Source organism: bacterium (assembly GCA_035295165.1).
Taxonomy (GTDB): domain Bacteria; phylum Sysuimicrobiota; class Sysuimicrobiia; order Sysuimicrobiales; family Segetimicrobiaceae; genus JAJPIA01.
In genome coordinates this window covers 1-16,568 of record DATGJN010000040.1, presented here as the reverse complement: position 1 = coordinate 16,568, position 16,568 = coordinate 1, and the positions used below count along the sequence as shown (strand labels likewise).

The 16,568-nt window shown below is 62.1% G+C and carries 18 protein-coding genes and 1 tRNA gene; 5 read left to right on the top strand and 14 right to left on the bottom strand.

Annotated features, from left to right (window positions below; genetic code table 11):
* Positions 1-442: carbon-nitrogen hydrolase family protein (locus VKZ50_06135; protein HLJ59290.1), on the bottom strand; the 442-nt coding region annotated here is incomplete at its 3' end.
* A gap of 723 nt (positions 443-1,165) precedes the next feature.
* On the opposite strand from VKZ50_06135, the gene VKZ50_06130 reads away from it, so the two are divergent.
* A complete protein-coding gene (locus VKZ50_06130) occupies positions 1,166-2,314 on the top strand; it encodes a glycosyltransferase (protein ID HLJ59289.1) in 1,149 nt (382 codons plus the stop codon).
* A gap of 85 nt (positions 2,315-2,399) precedes the next feature.
* Positions 2,400-3,560: a glycosyltransferase gene (locus tag VKZ50_06125; protein ID HLJ59288.1), complete on the top strand. Its 1,161-nt coding sequence runs from the start codon at positions 2,400-2,402 to the stop codon at positions 3,558-3,560.
* Positions 3,561-3,887: 327 nt separating this feature from the next.
* Here VKZ50_06125 and VKZ50_06120 read toward each other — a convergent pair whose 3' ends face one another.
* From VKZ50_06120 to VKZ50_06095, 6 genes are all read right to left on the bottom strand, one after another.
* A complete protein-coding gene (locus VKZ50_06120) occupies positions 3,888-4,877 on the bottom strand; it encodes an AMIN domain-containing protein (protein ID HLJ59287.1) in 990 nt (329 codons plus the stop codon).
* A 5-nt stretch (positions 4,878-4,882) separates the two neighbouring features.
* Entirely contained in the window at positions 4,883-5,224 is a 342-nt protein-coding gene (locus VKZ50_06115; protein ID HLJ59286.1) for a helix-turn-helix transcriptional regulator, read from the bottom strand.
* A gap of 532 nt (positions 5,225-5,756) precedes the next feature.
* Positions 5,757-6,530 (bottom strand): aminoglycoside adenylyltransferase domain-containing protein, encoded by a 774-nt coding sequence (locus tag VKZ50_06110; GenBank protein HLJ59285.1) that lies wholly within the window; start codon positions 6,528-6,530, stop codon positions 5,757-5,759.
* Between the two features lie 427 nt (positions 6,531-6,957).
* On the bottom strand, positions 6,958-8,148 hold the full coding sequence (locus VKZ50_06105) for a GAF domain-containing sensor histidine kinase (GenBank protein HLJ59284.1): 1,191 nt from the start codon (positions 8,146-8,148) through the stop codon (positions 6,958-6,960).
* 1,309 nt (positions 8,149-9,457) lie between these two features.
* Complete coding sequence (locus VKZ50_06100) at positions 9,458-9,955, bottom strand: hypothetical protein (GenBank protein HLJ59283.1); 498 nt, start codon at positions 9,953-9,955, stop codon at positions 9,458-9,460.
* 178 nt (positions 9,956-10,133) lie between these two features.
* Entirely contained in the window at positions 10,134-10,586 is a 453-nt protein-coding gene (locus VKZ50_06095) for a hypothetical protein (GenBank protein HLJ59282.1), read from the bottom strand.
* A 135-nt stretch (positions 10,587-10,721) separates the two neighbouring features.
* Between VKZ50_06095 and VKZ50_06090 the strand changes: the two genes are divergently transcribed.
* A complete protein-coding gene (locus VKZ50_06090) occupies positions 10,722-11,018 on the top strand; it encodes a hypothetical protein (GenBank protein HLJ59281.1) in 297 nt (98 codons plus the stop codon).
* Positions 11,019-11,210: 192 nt separating this feature from the next.
* Here VKZ50_06090 and VKZ50_06085 read toward each other — a convergent pair whose 3' ends face one another.
* Positions 11,211-11,411: a hypothetical protein gene (locus VKZ50_06085; protein ID HLJ59280.1), complete on the bottom strand. Its 201-nt coding sequence runs from the start codon at positions 11,409-11,411 to the stop codon at positions 11,211-11,213.
* 358 nt (positions 11,412-11,769) lie between these two features.
* Here VKZ50_06085 and VKZ50_06080 point away from each other — a divergent pair, with 358 nt between their 5' ends.
* Complete coding sequence (locus tag VKZ50_06080) at positions 11,770-12,114, top strand: transposase (GenBank protein ID HLJ59279.1); 345 nt, start codon at positions 11,770-11,772, stop codon at positions 12,112-12,114.
* 355 nt (positions 12,115-12,469) lie between these two features.
* Complete coding sequence (locus VKZ50_06075) at positions 12,470-13,147, top strand: isoprenylcysteine carboxylmethyltransferase family protein (GenBank protein ID HLJ59278.1); 678 nt, start codon at positions 12,470-12,472, stop codon at positions 13,145-13,147.
* A 241-nt stretch (positions 13,148-13,388) separates the two neighbouring features.
* Here the strand turns inward: VKZ50_06075 and VKZ50_06070 are convergent, their stop codons facing one another.
* The 6 genes from VKZ50_06070 to VKZ50_06045 all read right to left on the bottom strand — a co-directional run bounded on the left by VKZ50_06070 (position 13,389) and on the right by VKZ50_06045 (position 16,449).
* Positions 13,389-13,553 carry a hypothetical protein gene (locus VKZ50_06070; protein ID HLJ59277.1) on the bottom strand — a complete coding sequence of 55 codons (165 nt, stop codon included), beginning with the start codon at positions 13,551-13,553 and terminating at the stop codon, positions 13,389-13,391.
* 126 nt (positions 13,554-13,679) lie between these two features.
* Positions 13,680-14,123 (bottom strand): SgcJ/EcaC family oxidoreductase, encoded by a 444-nt coding sequence (locus tag VKZ50_06065; GenBank protein HLJ59276.1) that lies wholly within the window; start codon positions 14,121-14,123, stop codon positions 13,680-13,682.
* A gap of 658 nt (positions 14,124-14,781) precedes the next feature.
* Positions 14,782-15,141: a cupin domain-containing protein gene (locus VKZ50_06060; protein ID HLJ59275.1), complete on the bottom strand. Its 360-nt coding sequence runs from the start codon at positions 15,139-15,141 to the stop codon at positions 14,782-14,784.
* A gap of 232 nt (positions 15,142-15,373) precedes the next feature.
* Complete coding sequence (locus VKZ50_06055; protein ID HLJ59274.1) at positions 15,374-15,739, bottom strand: tyrosine-type recombinase/integrase; 366 nt, start codon at positions 15,737-15,739, stop codon at positions 15,374-15,376.
* The gene (locus VKZ50_06050) at positions 15,736-16,314 is read right to left on the bottom strand and encodes a hypothetical protein (protein ID HLJ59273.1); all 579 of its coding nucleotides are present in this window, start codon (positions 16,312-16,314) and stop codon (positions 15,736-15,738) included. The genes VKZ50_06055 and VKZ50_06050 overlap by 4 nt, the downstream gene beginning before the upstream one ends.
* A gap of 58 nt (positions 16,315-16,372) precedes the next feature.
* Positions 16,373-16,449: transfer RNA gene (locus VKZ50_06045), tRNA-Pro, on the bottom strand.
* Positions 16,450-16,568: the final 119 nt, after the last annotated feature.

The following is a 16,568-nucleotide window of genomic DNA, read 5'->3' as shown; positions in this document are numbered from 1 at the left end:
AGCGCCAGGCCTCATGGCAAATCGCCACTCCAAACTTCACCCCTTTGGTCTCGAAGAGTCGCCGGGTATTTCCGGGCACATAGAACCGATCTTCGGTCGGGTCGAGTTGGTTCTTGGTTTGGCATCCCTGAATCTGACCCCCGGCGTCAATGACAAAGGCGACAATCTGCCGGCCCGCCTCCGTGAGCCGTTCCATCCCGAGGATCGTGGCGACCGCAGACATTCGCGCCCACTGCGCCACAGTGTGGAGGGCCCGTTCCTGCTGCGCCGGATCAAACGGCGGGACTTCGAAATCCTGTCCCCGCAGACCAGGGAGATAGGCTTCTGGGAAGCACACGATCTCCGCGCCCTGGGCCGAAGCATCGGCCAGGAGCCGTTTGATCTTGCCTAAGCCCTCGTCAAGGGTTGAAGCGACACCAGGCGATGCCAGGGCGATGATCATGGATGACCTCGATGAGAAGGCATTCGACCAGGCTGGAATTTCACTCTAGCTTTCTCAAGACCTCCCATTGGGGAGGGAGCCGCTTCGGGGTATCGTGATCCCACCCTCGTGCGGCCGATCCCCAAGGCATGTAAGCTAATCCTACCACTTCCGGTTGTGCTTCTCGCGGTTCCCCCCCGCCCCGTGTGCGTCCGCACCGACCTGACCACCGTTCGAAATTGCTTACTCCTGATCGTGGCGTGACGACATGACGTGCGGGGGTGGGTTGAGCCTGCCGCCCGGCCGCGTCTACGCGCCCTCGTGCATGGGCATAAACCGCGATGCAAAGTTACACGAGTCCTAGATCACCACGGAAGCGGCGGCGACGGCAGCGCCGGTGGAAGCGGTGGAACAGCGGGCTCGGGGAATTCTGGCAGTAACTCCGGGAATGGCGGCGACGGAGGGAACGGCGGGGGCGGCGGAACGAACAACAACAAGCCCAGCGATAGAGACGACACGGGGTGTTCCCCCGCACGCCTTGGGAGCCCGCTCTTCATCTCTGCAGGGGTTGGTAGTGAGCGCTTCAACCGGATTTCCCGGCCGTCCACCCCGGCGGACGGCCCCGTTCTTTGGAACACGCTGGCGTCAAACAGGCGGCGTCTGGCCCAAATCGACGCATGTCGCGGAAGACACGCAGGACCACGGATTCCGTGCACTGAACCTCCCTGGAGAGGGACGGCGGCGATGACCGAGACGCAGAAACCAGTCGTGAGTATCATCATCCCCACGCGCAACCGCCGAGAGAAACTCCGAGAAGCCGTAGATTCGGTGTTGGCGCAAGAGGGCGCGGGCGTGGAGTTTGACACCGAGATCATCGTTGTCGACGATGCGTCCACGGACGACACGCCGCGCGTGGTCCCCACCTGGCGCGGAGTCCGGTACATTCGTCTGGACGACCATAAGAATACGAGTGCCGCGCGGAACGCGGGGATCGCCGCGAGTCGAGGGGACTATCTCGCCTTTCTTGACGACGACGACCTGTTGCTCCCGTGCTTCGCGCGCACGCTCTTGTCCCCAGGTGCGGACGTCGCGTATAGCTCCGTCATCACGGAGGGCGACGGCGTGCGCAAGCCCCAACGAAACACGCACCATCCGTCCGGTGATGTGTTTCTGGATATTCTTAGACACAACGTCTTTATCCATATCGCCGCCATACTCATTCGCCGCCAGATCGTCGTGGAGACCGGCTGTTTCGACGAGAGCCTTCCCGCGATCGAGGATCATGATCTCTTGCTCCGCATCGCGCATCGACATCGATTCGTGTTCGTGCCGGGTCCGGTCGCGATCTACCGTCAATCGAGCAGCGGCCTGTGGATCTCAACCGTGAGTGCAGGACACCATGTTGCCCTGCTTCGCCGAGTCTACGAGCACGCTATGTCGCTCCATCCGCTGCCCGCTGGGACAAAGGCGGCCGTGCTCGACCACGTTGACGTCTACTCGATGGAGCAGTGGACCGCGCACATGCCGCCCGGTGAACCCGAGGATCATGCGGCGCACATCCTCGCACGCCTTCGGGAGTGTCCGCGGCTCACACGCTATCCGCGATACCGTCACGTCGCGGCGCACGTGGGACGAACGCTCGCCGTGACGCGCTCGGTGGAAACGGCAGAAGCGTTCGCGGCCGAGATCCACCGGGCCGCGGGGCGCACCCTCCAGGCGAACCGCCTGCTTGCGCGCGTCTGGATCGAAATCGGGATCGGACTCTGCCTCGCTGGGCGGTGGAGAAGTGGATGCGACGCGTTTTTCGTCGCCGCATCTCGCGACCCCACCCAGTTCCTCGCGCGTCTTGCAAAAGTATGCCGCGAGCGGGCGCACGGAGCCAACCTCGGTTGATCCTTCCGCCGTGACATTGTTCAGGGCGGCAAAGCCTCGCTCGGCGAATCCATGCGCGGACGTTCCCCCGGAAGGGATCGCGCCCATGACCGAACCGCAGAAACCGCTCGTGAGCATCATCATCCCCACGCGCAACAGGTGTGAGAAGCTTCGAGAGGCCGTCGATTCCGCATTGGCGCAGGAAGGCTCGGGCACGACGTTCGAGGTGGAAGTCATCGTCGTCGACGACGCCTCAACGGATGCCACCCCGCACGTCGTTCCTCGTTGGCCCGGGTTGCGGTATCAGAGGTTGGAGCAGCACGCGAATGTGAGCACCGCGCGCAACGCCGGGATCGCCATGAGCCGTGGCGACTATATCGCATTCTTGGATGACGACGACCTCTTACTCCCCGGCTTTGTGCGCACGCTCTTGGCCGCGCGCGCAGACGTGGCGTATGGCGCGGTCATCACGGAACGCGATGGTGTGCGCGAGGCGCACGGACGTATCCCTCACCCGTCCGGCGATGTGTTCCTCGACATTCTCTATCATAATTTCTATATCCAGCTCTCCGCCCTGCTGTTTCGGCGTGAGGTGGTCGCGGATCTCGGCGGTTTCGACGAGACCCTGCCCGCGATGGTCGATCACGATTTGCTGCTGCGCATCGCCCACCACCATCGGTTCGTGTACGTGCCCGGCACGGTTGCCGTCTATCGTCAATCAAGCGGAGGGCTTTGGCGGTCCACCGTCAGAACCGGGCACCACTTCTCCTTGCTTCGTCGAGTGTACGAGCGTGCCCTCACGCTCCACCCCCTCCCCGATCGCACGAAACGAGCGGTGCTCGACGATGCTTACCTCTACGCGTTGAAAGATGCCGCCGCGTACTTGCCTCCAAACGGACCGGTGAGTGACGTCCAAGACCATGTGGTGCAGATCCTGGCGTGCCTCCGTGAACACCCACGGTTGGCACGCTACCCTCAATACCGCCATATCGCGGCCCACGTTGCGCGGGCGCTCGCAGTTACGCGCTCGGCGGACGCCGCCCGGGCGTTCACCGTCGAGCTCTGTCGGGTCGAAGGGCGCACCTTCCAAGCGAACCGTCTCGTCGCGCGCGCGTGGGTCGAGATCGGGATCGGCTTGTGCTTGGTTGGGCAGTGGAAGAACGGGTGTGGGGCGTTTCTGGTTGCCGCATCTCGCGACCCCACCCAGTTCCTTGCGCGCCTCGCAAACGTCATGCACGAACGGGCACGCCGGGCGAATTTCGGTTGATGCTTACGGGCGAGGGTCCGCGAGGCGCTGGAACCGGCGACCCTGATCTAGTGGCGGCTTGCCGCCTGGACAGAATGCGGGCCAGGATCTGCGGGACGAGCGCGTCCAGATCGCCCTTGAGCGTTGGCGCCCGGTCAAGACGCTTCCCCAGCTTCGGACGTATCGAGCCACGGCTCAGAGTACGATCGGAGGCCGGCGCCCGCCGGCGGAGTTTGTCCACCGTCTCTCTGATGCGCGCGCCGGCCGTTCGCCGATGCGCGGTTGACGCACTCCGCCCACCGTCGCCAGTGCAGCGCCTGGCTAGCACTCGCGCGGCGGCCGAGCCGGCTACCGTCCGGGTGTCGGCGACGCCGGCTTCGTCACGCCGAACTCGAAGATTCTGCCGTAGAACGTGTATCGTTGGTCCATCTGGATCGTCAACCACAACCCAAGCGATGGGTAGGTCAGCGTCTTGGTGCCGCTCGACGCATCGACAAGGACCTCGGATGGCGTGCCGAGTACCGCGCGCGCATCAGTCTCGGTGGTCCCGATGCGGACCCGGTCCGCGATCGCATACTGGTCATCGTTCAGAACCCAGACCCGATACACCACACCCGAGGGCGTAGCGCGCACCCCGATGCCGCTGTTTGCGGGTGGCGCGAACCACTCGTACCGCGTCCCGTCCGGCAGCGCCTGCGTGCTCTTCGCAGGGCCGACCGCGGCCAGCACGTCCTGGATGCGCATCCCGAGTCGGACCGGACCGATCCCTTCTCCCGGCAGAACGGCATGCAGCCGTTCGAGGGGGGGAACCTGCGGGGCGCGAGTGGGCGTCGCGGTCGCCGCGCTGGGAATCAACACACCCTGGCTTCCGCTGGCCGACGCCGCATTGGGGAGCGTGCGTCCGGTGCTCGGGGAACCTTGCGTCTCCCCCGGAACGCCCACGAGTAGCGCGAGCTCGTCGTGCGCGGGGATCACGCGAAACGGCGTGGGGCGCGCCATTTCGACCACGACGCGCACCACCTGCGGCGCAAACTGGCCGACCCGAATCTTCTTGACCACGCCCCCTGTGTACGGCAGCGTGCCCGGCCGGATTTGGAGTTCAGCCGGAGTAACCTGGAAGACAATCCAGTTGGGCTGCACGTTTAGGAACTGATACTCCACCGGCGCCGACGCGACGACTGAGATCTGCACGTTCGTCGCGGTCTGGGCCGCCGTGATCCGGGTCACGAGCGCCGGGGTCGCTGCCCCGACCTGCGTCGCGCCCGACATGGCAACCGCGCACGCGATGGCAACCGCGATGATCCCGGTGTGGTGCGGATCACGAGAGGTCGCGTTCATAGCGATCACTCACCTCCATGCCGCTTCCGAGTCTGGGACATTCCTCTTGCCTCGTGAGACGCCACGTTTCTCCCAACGGGTGCGGGTCGAGCAAGCCAGTGGGACTTGCGGCCGATCACCGCCCGGATCCGCTGCGCCAGTGCGAGACTCGGGCGGGCGTGGCCTTGGATGATTTGATTGAGGTGCGAGGTGCTGATGCCGACACGCATCGCCAGGGCTGACTGACTGATGTGCTGCCGCTGGCACCAGAGTTTCATCGACTCGGGCAGCTCGAAGAACGACAGTTGGTCCATCGAGGTCACGACGATGTTACCGACCGCTTGCGGATCACGAGAGGTCGCGCTCATGGTGATGATTCACCTCCATGACGCATCCGAGTGTGCACCGCACCATCCCTCGTGAGACGCCACTTCCCCGCCCGATGGACGGGAAATTGTGGGACGCGATAGTTTGACGTTTGCTTCCAAGGTCCTGCCTCGCGAAAGCGGCGTGCGCGTGATTGGGTAGGGAAACGTGGGTTACCTTCCACGCACCCTGCGGGCGTGGAGCGCAGCGGCGTTACCTCCTTCCCAGTGATGCCTCAGGGTGTGCCTCGACCTGCTCGGCGATTCGCCATCCGCCACACAAGTCAACTGCGCCTAACGCAGTGAACCCCGAGCACCGGTACATGGCGCGTGGAGGACCGTCGGGGAGTGTCGGAAGCCTCAGGCCACGGAGTGTACCCGCGAGGACTTCGATCGCGCGCTGTGCCGTTGCCTCGCTCGGCTGCACGTCTGTGGAGTTCTGGCGAGCGCACGTGCAACGCGTCGCCGGGTACACGCACGCACGGAGTTCTGTCGAGTGATCGGATCAGGTTCGACGCTCCGAGGTCCCGCTCAATCACCTAACATTGTCGAGAAACTGCGCAAGCCGTTCTGTATCGAACGCCTTCCTCTGCCCCCCTCCGTATTCTGCGAGGGCTTGAGCGACAAGATCGTGGTATGCTTCGGGCAACGTGGTGAGTGCCCAGGCGCCACCCGCGGTCTTTGAGAGCACCCGTTTCTCCCGCAAGTAGGCGAGCGTGCGGCAGTGGTTCAGAACCGCATACGCCGGAAGTTGATTCATCCGTTCCCGTACCCACCGGTGATCAGCGAGGATGGCGGCAACGAAGTCCCGCTCCGGCACCTGCGGGAGTGTAACGTGCGCAGACGAACCCAACAGCGTGATCCCGCGCTCGCGCGCCACGGTAACACTCACCGCGACGTGGGAATCTTCGCCTTGAGTGCCCTGCCAGCAGCGCCACTCGCCGCGCTGTAGGATCTGTTCATGTTTCCCGCGCCAGTCTTCGCTGAAATGAAAGTCATATGGCGACGGATGTCGCCAATGCTGGAGACTCTCGTGCGCGAGAAAGGTGACTTCGATTGGCGCGGGCGCGTTGGAGAGACGAAGCAGTGACTCCGCAATGCGCCTCTTCGTCTCTGCCATCAGCCCTTCGTTTGTCACGATGAGCAGGTCAATATCGCTGCTCCGCGGATTGAAGCACCCCATCGCCAACGATCCGAAGAGATACATCCCAACGAGGTCTGGACCGACTAGTTGCTGGAGGACTCGGATGCACTCTGTCACCTGCTGTTGCACGGCTACAGGGGCGGTCCCGCATGCCTGCCCCGTCATGATGTCGTCGTGACGGGAATCAGCTGAACCGTGGGGTAGGTTTCTCCGCCGCTCGCCGGCGGGGACTTTGGAGAGACATCAATCACGCCCGCGAGATCGTGTCTGGACATCGCGTCCGCCTTCTCCAACGTACTTCGACCCTCTATCGTGCGCGCGCCCGTGCCGTATGAGGGTGGTCGGGGCACCCGGACTTGAACCCGGAACCTTCTGCTCCCAAAGCACTCGGCGGGGGTTGCCTCTGTAGCGCGTGCTAGTCACGGCTTGCGGAGGCCCCACGTCCGCTTCGCATGTTTTCCACCTCTTCCCCATTTCGGATAGAGGCTCCTTCGTCCAAACAAGGCGGCGTGGCCTTCGTTGGTTCGGATACAAACTGACTCGAACGGAAAGGTTGGTCAGAGGTTGCAGGCGTCGCGGCTCTACTCGGATCTCAAGCCGCGTGGTCTCCGCCTAGCAGGAACGGCAGCCTTCCCACGACGGTTGTCCGGGCACCAGTAACGGAGAGCACTTGGAGCGTGCCGCCCACAAGTTCTGCGCGTTCACGCATCCCTAGGAGCCCCAGAGTGCCCTTGGACCGAGCCGCGTCCACGTCGAACCCCTTCCCGTCATCACGAACCATTACGATCAACCAATCCTGACGACGGTCCACTCGGATCTCAAGCCGCGCCGCCTCCGCGTAGCGGAGGGCATTGGTAGTGGCCTCCTGAATGATACGATAGGCGGTGGTCTCCATTTCCGGAGAGAATCGCTCGTCTGCACCGACGGTCTTGAGATCTACCTCGACCCCTGCAGACCGTAGATGCGTCTCGACGTACGCTCTGACGGCTGCACCGAGACCGTGCTCATCAAGGACCAGCGGTCGAAGATCATACACCAACCTGTGGATCTCGTCGAGACCTCGGTCTGTGAGGCCCGCGAATCGTTCCACTTCTGAGGCAAACCTTGTGCTGTCCGCGCCGTCCAGGTGCACCCGAAGATACTTGAGTTGCATACTGAGCGCAGACAGAATCTGGCCAGCGTGGTCATGGAGCTCCTGCGCAATGCGCCGCCGCTCGTCCTCCTGCGCGGTGAGGAGGCGTTGCATCAGTTCTCGGGCCCGCGCTTCCTTATCTCGCAACTCCCCGAAGGACCGCGAACGTTGAATGGCTACGGCCATTTCATGCCCCAGGGCTTCGAGCACATGGAGATCCTGCTTGCTTAAGGACTTTCCCGGCGGAAGCAAGAGGTTCAAGAGCCCAATCACATCACCGCCCTGGGAGCGCAACGGAATCGTGGCATGCCGATGTCTCTCTGGGGACGCGGGCAGCGCCTGTTCGAGCCTGAGGCAGTCGATCACGTTCACGGCTTGGGTGAGTTCACCGTCTCGAAGCATCTGAAGGCACCGACACTCGCCGGGCATCCGGCGCTTGCCAGCAACCCGGAGGGACGCGGGAAGGTTCACATTGGCGGCCAGCGAGAAACTGCCCGTCTCGGGGTCGCCCAGGAAAATCCACCCAGCTTCGGCTTCGGCCAGTTCAACAATGCGAGGGAGTGCCCCGTCCAACGCCTCGCCGAGCGTGAACGAGCGATTCAGAACCTGTGAGAGCTCCAGAAAGACCTGCGTATTGCCTTCCAGCGGCATCAGCGGCCTCCATCACCGACCGAGGCACGAACTACGTTTCCATTCGGGTGACTGCACGTGTTCCCGGATGCCGACGCTGAGGACGTCTCAGCACGCTGCCGTTCGATCCGCGCAAGAAATCAGGTGATCACCCGATTACCGCAGACCAGACAGACGCCTCATGCTTACGGTAGCATGACCCAGGGGAAATGTTCAAGGCATCCCCTGTACGCTTTCCCGTGAATGGCCTAGTTGGTTGCGCGTGACAGAATCGGCAGCGAGATCTTCTTCTATGCGCGATCGGATCGGGCCTGAGATGTTCTTCCCTGCCGGCGCAATCGACGGCCGCCTCCGACTGCATGGGCTTCCTTCTTCGGGGCCGTGGGATCCAAGCCGCCTGACGTTTCGAACCGCACAGGAACTTGAGGCCCTCTTCGCACACAAAGGACGGGGATGGGTCGTGCTGACTATTGACGAACTGGATCACGTTCTTGACGTTTCCCGGGGCGTCCCGACGCCCATCAATCTGCAGATGAGCAACACTCTCCTGACTTGTGCTCAGCAACGCTGGGAAGGGACCGCTCCCTCCTCGCCTTAGGTTGAAAGCCCCGACTCGTGCTTTCGGCGCGCTTGAACACGACGTCGCTATGCTCGCCGTAGTTGAATCTCTATGCAAACCGCGCATGAAGATGACTGATTTCTGGCCTTGCTGAGCCTGTTTTCAGAACCCGGGTCTACATTCACGCGCAGGACGGGCACTAAGACGGATCTCTTTGACGAGGGATTCTTTATCACACCGGAGGGGATTATCATGGTAAACCGACGCGCAGAACGATCCGCCCCGAGACCGGCAACGTCGTCGTGGATCGCAGCAGCGCGCAGAACGGGAACCGCGAAGAAAGGTCCGCCAAGTACGCCGCTGGCCGCATGGACTTCTGCGGCGGGCCGAGCGATCAGCGCGAGAGGTCGTGAGTCATGGTGACGGGACGCGCGAATGCGGCTTCCGAACGAGGTGCTCACCCCAAACTGGGACGCAGCGGCGTCCAACGAACAAGGCATGCCCCGAGCCGACCGGCGAGCAGCCCAAGCCGCCACGAACGGCTCCGGCAATGGCGGCAAGATGAGCGAGAAAGGTCCCGGCGGCACACCCGGCGCACCGGAGACGTGAGGTCGAAATTATTGCGACCCCCTTCGGGGCAGAGCGCCGATTGTACGGCGCGGTTCTCATGAAACTTCTAAGCGCCTATCCGCCGAGCGGCTTCCTCTGGCTTGCGGACACGCGGATGATCGGCGTGTTTCCGAGTGTCGCACCTGATCTTACTAGATCTTACTACGCGGCCCGTGCACCCTTTGACTGAATGAACCAGTCTACAGCTGGAATCTCGGCTCCGCTCACGACGGCTTCCAGGGCGCTTGCCACCAGGGGCTCCAGCAGGTCGTCCATCGCGCTCTCGAACGCATCGTCCGAGGCGTACGCGCGGGTGAACGACTCGGTGCCTCGATTGTGCACGGTCACGTCCCACCCGTCGCCGTTCATCGTTGCCTGCATGACCGGATAGCGGCCGACCCCCAGCGTGAAACCTGCCTCTAGCGTGACGCCTCGGGTCTCCTCCGGTTCGGCATGGCGGAGATAGTGGTAAATGTGCGCGTTCGTGGCTTCAATCAGCGTCTCGGCTCTCTTGAGATACGCCTGCCCTGCACAGTGAAGCCGCAGCCTCTTTTGTCTATACTCCTCTCGCTCACGGGCCGCGTGGTGGGCAGGCGTCTCCGGCGGGTGCTTGAGCAGTTCTTCTGCCCGCGTCCGCAGTCTCTCTTCCGGGGTGCTCATGCTTCGTCACTTCCTCAAGTCCATCCTAAGCGAGTTCGATCGTTGCTGATATCGGATGCTCGTCCGATTCGGTTCCATGAAAGTTGACGGAACCTTACGCCCATCCCACCTTCACAGTAAGAACGAGGCCGCGCCCTGAATCGACGTGGCCCCGCGTATCTATCGTCTATGACCGCCCTTAGGCTTCGGGAGCCGGACGCTCCACTCCGCTCGCGAGGGCTTCCAGTGCACTCGCCACCAGGGGCTCCAGCAGGTCATCCATCGCGTCCAAGAACGCTTGATTGGAAGCGTATCTGAAGTGGGACAATCCGTCGCGGCGACTTCGCACGGTCACATACCATCCCTCACCCTCTATCCACGCCTGCACGAACGGATAGTGACCCACCTCGAGCGTGAAGCCTTCGGTCGTCCCGGGTGCCGAATGACGCAGACGATGGTAAATACGCGCATTCGTGGCGCGAATCAGCGTCTCGGCCCGCTTGAGATAGACTTGCCCTACGCTGCGAATCCGCTCGCCCGCCTGCTTATTCTCCTGCTTCGCGCGGGCCGCCCGTTGGGCGGGCGTCTCAGGCGGGTGCTTGAGCAGGTCTTCCGCGCGTTTCTTCAGTCTCTCTTCCGGCGTACTCACCATCGATCACCCCGCCTATTATACGTTCGTTCGGGACGGCTGCGCCAGGGTCGAATGACACGAAGAGGCCGCGGCCGAATGTGCGACGCGGCGGTGTGGTATGATCACGTGAAACAGCGAGCGCGGTGACGACATCCCATGAAGCCCATCGACCTACTCGGCAATCCGTTACATCGGTGGCAGAGGAACCGGAAGTACGGGGCCGAGGGCGCCGCCGAGAAGGTTGGGATCGCGCTCGAACGGTACGTCCAAATCAGCGCGTTCACGCCGATGACCGACGACGAGATGGCAGTCATCGCGAAGAAGACCGGGTTAAGTATGGATACCCTGAAGGCGTGGACCGATCATCTGCGAAAGAGGGCCGCGCCCCCCCATAGCGCCCCACCCGGATCCCCGCCTGTACGCGTGGGAAACCGGCCTCCCTGGGGCTTCTAGAATCGCGCCGGAAGACGTGAAGAGGCCGCATCCAATCGACGCGGCGCCGTGTTCGGCACTACTTTAGGAACGTGGTGATGTCCGCGCCCTTCGGAATCAGGTAACTGACCGCCACACGCGTGGTAACCGACCCCTTGTTGGCAGCCATCTACACGTACCCGGTGCTCCGGAAGGCAAACTCCGTCCTTGAAGTTACAGTTCCACTTCGCCCCACAGCGTGTGTGCCGCGTCCGAGTAGAGCGAGTCAAGTTTCACCGCTCGATATTCCGGATCGGCGTTTAGCGTATCGAAATGCGCAAACTTGTCGATTTCATAGATAAACATGCGATTGGGGGTCCCGGACGTCATCGACGCATAGTACCGGAAATTCCGCCCCCCGTGCTTCTGAATCACCGCCTTGCCTTGCGCAGTTCGGCCTTTGCCTTCTCCTTGTTGTCTGGATGAATGTGGAACGTCGCGTGTACAATCATCGCTTCCCCCCTTTTCACAAATAGCGACGACCACATACTAAAAGCCGTGTAGCATTCGTCGCAAGAAGAGTTTTCCACATCATTCCCAGGCTCCTCCGGCAGTAGTTAAGGTCCGGCCCCTGTTCTTTTGGCGACGGAAACTGGCGCGGAGGCGGGCCTCGAAGTCTGGGTCTTCAGGCTGGAAGGCGGCCATTGTCTCAGTCATCGAGAAAGCGCTCGAGCGCTTCCTGGTTCGCCGTTTCCCGGATGAGGACGCCACGGCGGTGGGACAGGATTCATGGATGAAGCCGCAAGCCCTTGGTCACCTTGTCAACGGGATTAAGGAGAGCAAGCAGGCGGTGGCGATGACGCGGCTGAGCGGCCATCGGTTCCAGGCGAACGAGGTGCGGCTGTGGCTGAGCGTGATCGCCTACAATCTGGGGAACCTGTGGCGGCAGCTCGCACTGCCGAAACGGATCGACACCTGGCCCCTGACGAGCCCACAGCACCGCCTGATGAAGACGGGTGGCCGTCTCGTGAAACACGCGCGCTACTACTGGTTGCTGCTGGCGGAAGGACACCTGACGCGGACTCTGTTCGGGGCGATCCTACGACGGCTTGTTGCCCTGCCTGGACCCGCAGGGTAAGCAAACACTGTGGTTGCAGACAGGTCGAGCGGCGAGGACGGACAGGTGTCTGAGAATTCGCACGCGGGCGCGGAATTGCCGGTGTTGGCGTGCTCAGGACGGGCAGACCGGGCTCTTCTGGGGCCCGGGCTGGAGGAAACCGGGTGAAATCCACCAATACAATGTGGGCAGGTGCACACTGAAGAAGAGTCGGAAAGCCAAAATTGAGATTCCGGATCAATCCACGCCTGGCGCGTCTTTCGGACTGTGGACGGATTTGACCTCGACGAACGCGTTGCGACCCTCCGAGCGATTGAGCACAACTATTCAGACCGGACGGATCATCAACTAGGACGTAGTTCCCGGGAGGTCGGTCGTGCGGCTGGGAGTGGCGTATGCGTTGGTTTCTGTGTTGGGGTTCGACGTGGCGGTGGGGATTATTCTCTTTGCTGCCGCGGGGAGGTTCGATCTCCCAATGTTCTGGGCCTATCTTGCGGCGCTGCTCGTTCTTTGTCTGCTGGCCAGCATTGTCATCTTTCTGCGAAGTCCCGATCTCGTCAAGGAACGGATGCACCCCGGCAAGGGAGAGCGCGACCCATTGACGGTGCGAGCCATGTTGGTACTCTGTACGGCGCAATATGCAATCGCGGGTGTTGACGTCGGGCGCTATCGTTGGACGGGGGCCGTGCCCCTTGGACTGCAGGTAGTCGCGCTGCTGGGCGTAATCGCCGGCCTCGCCTTCGCGTTCTGGGCCACGGCCGTCAACCGGTTCTTTTCGTCGGCCGTCCGCATCCAGGCAGATCGGGGACAGCAAGTCATCACCTCTGGCCCCTACCGGTTCATACGGCATCCGGGGTATACGGGCGCATTGGTCTACTTGTTATGTGGCAGCGTGGCGTTGGGATCCTGGTGGTCACTCGCGCCAATGCTCGTTATGACGGCGCTGATGATCCGCCGCACCATGATCGAGGATCGGATGCTCCAGCACGATCTCGCCGGGTATTCCGAGTACGTCCGGAATGTCCGGTACCGCCTCGTGCCCGGGGTCTGGTGAGATAGCGCGTTCGCTCCAATGACGATGCGGCTTGCCGTGGTCTTCTCCGAGCGCAACCGGGCACTTGCGTTGGGCCTGGGGGGAAGAACTGCGAGAAGGGACGTTGTACTGGGTGCGCGAGGACTGAGTTGACGGTGGTGCTCAGGTGGCGCCTCGTACGCTGGACGCGACGCGACGGGCTGTGTGAGCCGCGGCCAGAGGGAGTGCGCCGAAATGGTTCCAAACGGCCCTGGCTGGCGCTCTAGAGAACCATGCACGCGATATCATCGCGTTCACTCCATGGCTCCAGCAACACATAGATCAACTCAACGAAGCTCTCGGTTTCGAGGTCGAGCTCTCCGGGCGCGAGGAGGAGGTGGGGGCGTTCGCGGTCGACCTGTACGGTAAAGAGATCCAAACAGGTCATCCCGCTCTCACGATCCCATCACCTCCTGGGCCATTATACGTCCGTTCGCGAGGGCGGCGCCAGCTGTCAACCGACAAGGGAAAGGGCCGCGCCCCGACGCAGCGACGCGGCCCGCCTTCCGTGTTGCTAGTCCGGTTTGAGGTCAAGAGATGCTTTGCCGTTCTCCACGTTGAAAGGTACAGAGTTGTGCTCATGCGTAATCATCCACCTGCCGTCTACCCTTCGGTAACAAATAGTCGTGCGGTACCACATTCCGATCTTCGCTCCGTCTGTCCGCGTCCCGTTGACCCCACTGAGGCCGTGGCAGAAGGCCATGTCATCGCCAGCAGCGACGCTAAGGTCACGAATCTCAAAACCGATTGGGCCTGCGAACGATGAGAACCACGCGTCCGCCCGCTTTCTGATCGCATCCGCTCCAGTATATTGCAGGGGATTGACAACATCGAACGACACGACATCCGGCGCGCATCTGGACACGAGTGCGTTGACGTCCTTTGCCCGGATGGCCTTGACGCGATCCTCGATGAGTCTGCGGACGTCTGCTACGGTTCCGGTATCTGCGCTGGTCACGAACTGTCCTCCCGGCGAGTATGGCATGTTGTGGAACCCTCTCGTCACATAGTCGAACGCCCTGGTTGGAGATCGACATGCCCCGTACCGCGATTGCCCAAGGCTATTCCCTCGAATCGACGAGCATGTTCTGCCACGACGAAGAGGCCGCGCCCTGAATCGACGCGGCCTCTCTTCCCGCTGTCTGGACCGGACTAAACTCTGGGAGGTAAGTCGAACCTAGAAGACGCCCGGAATGCAGTCGCCGCCGTCCTTGTCGTTCCCGCCAGCACCAAGCCCCATTTCACCTTCGTGACAGTTGCTTTGAATGTCTCCGTTCGAATCATCCGCACTCGCGATTCCGACTCCGGTGCCACTGATCGAGGCACCGCCGTAGGATAGCGTGAATCCCGGCAAACCGAACGCAGCCACCACACCCAAGACCCCTACCAGAACCATCCGCCGCACTTTTATCGCCCCCCGGCACGCCCGGCAATCCGGGCACGACATTCTTTGGGCTAGGTCATGCCCAAGAGACGCTGAACGCAGACCGCTCCCCCCAAGAAGAGCAACGAGAGGCCGCGCCCGATTGCGACGCGGCCTCCACGATGCGCGCCGGACTACCACCGCCGCGCTCACTCGTCATCTATTGCGGATTACTAGCGACGGAGCATCGCTGTCATCTCGGCTTCGCGTACTCTGCCATGCCGCTAATATCAATGACGACGACCGGTGCAGTTCCAACCACCCACGCATCGTGCCCCGGCGGAAGTATCGACACATCACCTGGTCCGAACTCCGCCTCGCTTCCATCGTCCATCTTGACATGCAGCCGACCTGATACATGATAGCTCGTGTGGGCCGCCTGACAACTGTTCGTTTTCATGATGGGCTTGAGGGATTCCGACCACTTCCAACCCGGTTCGAATGTGCCACGCCCAAACGTCATCCCGCCGAGTGTAATCAGTTCAAGTTTCCCTTTTGGAAAGGTACGCGTTTCGTCTGGAGAGGCATGGTTCTTCTTCTGCATCGAAGCCATGTGACTCCCTCCTTCTTGCGGCGGTCCGCCGCGCCAAGTCTCTTCTCGCAGATGAGGGGTACCACTCCTTCGTATTTGACTCCTCTTCCGCCCTGCGAAATGAAAGACGAGAGGGCCGCGCCCTGAATCGACGCGGCCCCTCGTGCTGTCAATTCACGCAGCGGTTAGTGTCGCCGTTTCAGGTGATCGATAGGAGACGCCATCCTGAACTTCTTTAACACGTCGGCCTTCGTCAGGCCGCACAGTTCAGCGCCATCATCAGCGTGCGGTGCCGGAGCAGTTGCCGCGTCAACTCGAGATCACCTGTTTGGATCAGGACCCGCGTACCAAAGTAGTGTCTGAGTGCGTGCGCCGACACAAGCCGCGACAAGCCCGCTCGACGGCTCACGTCATGCAGCAGATGGGCGACGGAATCGGGGTGCAGCGGCTTGCCGTTTTTCGCCGTGATGAGGTAGTCATCGGGCAGCGCCCACCACCGGTACTTCCGCACCCACTCCTTCAGCGCGGTTGCCGACTCCGCCCCGAACGGCGCAACATCATCGACCTCGCCCTTGCCGACGACGCGGATCGTGTGGTTGAGGTGATTGATGTCACTCACGCGCACCCGCAGTAGTCCGTCAGCCGCAAGCCCGTGTCGCTGTACAAGGTAATGAGCACCCGAAGCCTCGTCCCAAAAAATCCGTCCCCGGCGTGCTTGAGCAGCCGGTCCACGATCTCATCATCGGGGGTGCGCGGCAGCGTTTGGGGCGGCCTCAACTTGACCCGCAAGGGCGACTTGTCGAGCAGTTCGGTGTCCACCATCCATCGGCACAGCGTCTTAATGTAGCGGTACGCCTGATGCACCGTGCTTGCGCTCAACCGCCGTTCGACCCGCTCCTCACCGTCGGGCAGGAGGACGCTGCGTTCTTGCCGCCGCAACAGGTCGAGATACCGTTCGACGACCTCGGGCGTCAGCCGCGTGATCGGCGGGCTTGCGGGCTCCACGATCCGCATACTCATATCGTTGCGATCCCGGTCGCCCACGGCGAACCCCACGAGCCGTGCGAAGCGGCGCAGGTTCGTCTCATAGACAATCATCGTCTTGCGGGTGCAGTTCGCGACCCGCCGACTGAGCAGAAAGTTGTCGATGACGCTCACGAGATCGGGTTTCAAAATCGCGTCTGCCTTTTGCACGTTTTTGACCCCTTTTTTCTCCCCGTGATCGCGCTGTAACCCTTGCTGTATAAGGGTTTGGTCGGGGCGCCCGGACTTGAACCGGGGACCTTCTGCTCCCAAAGCAGACGCGCTACCAAGCTGCGCTACGCCCCGATTTATTCGGCTCTGCGAACACATCCCGCTCGCCACGTGTTGCCGCAGCGATTACGTGCCGTGGTCATTCTACCATACCCCCTCGCCCCTTGTGCTCCTTCCAACGCGCGGCAGCCGCC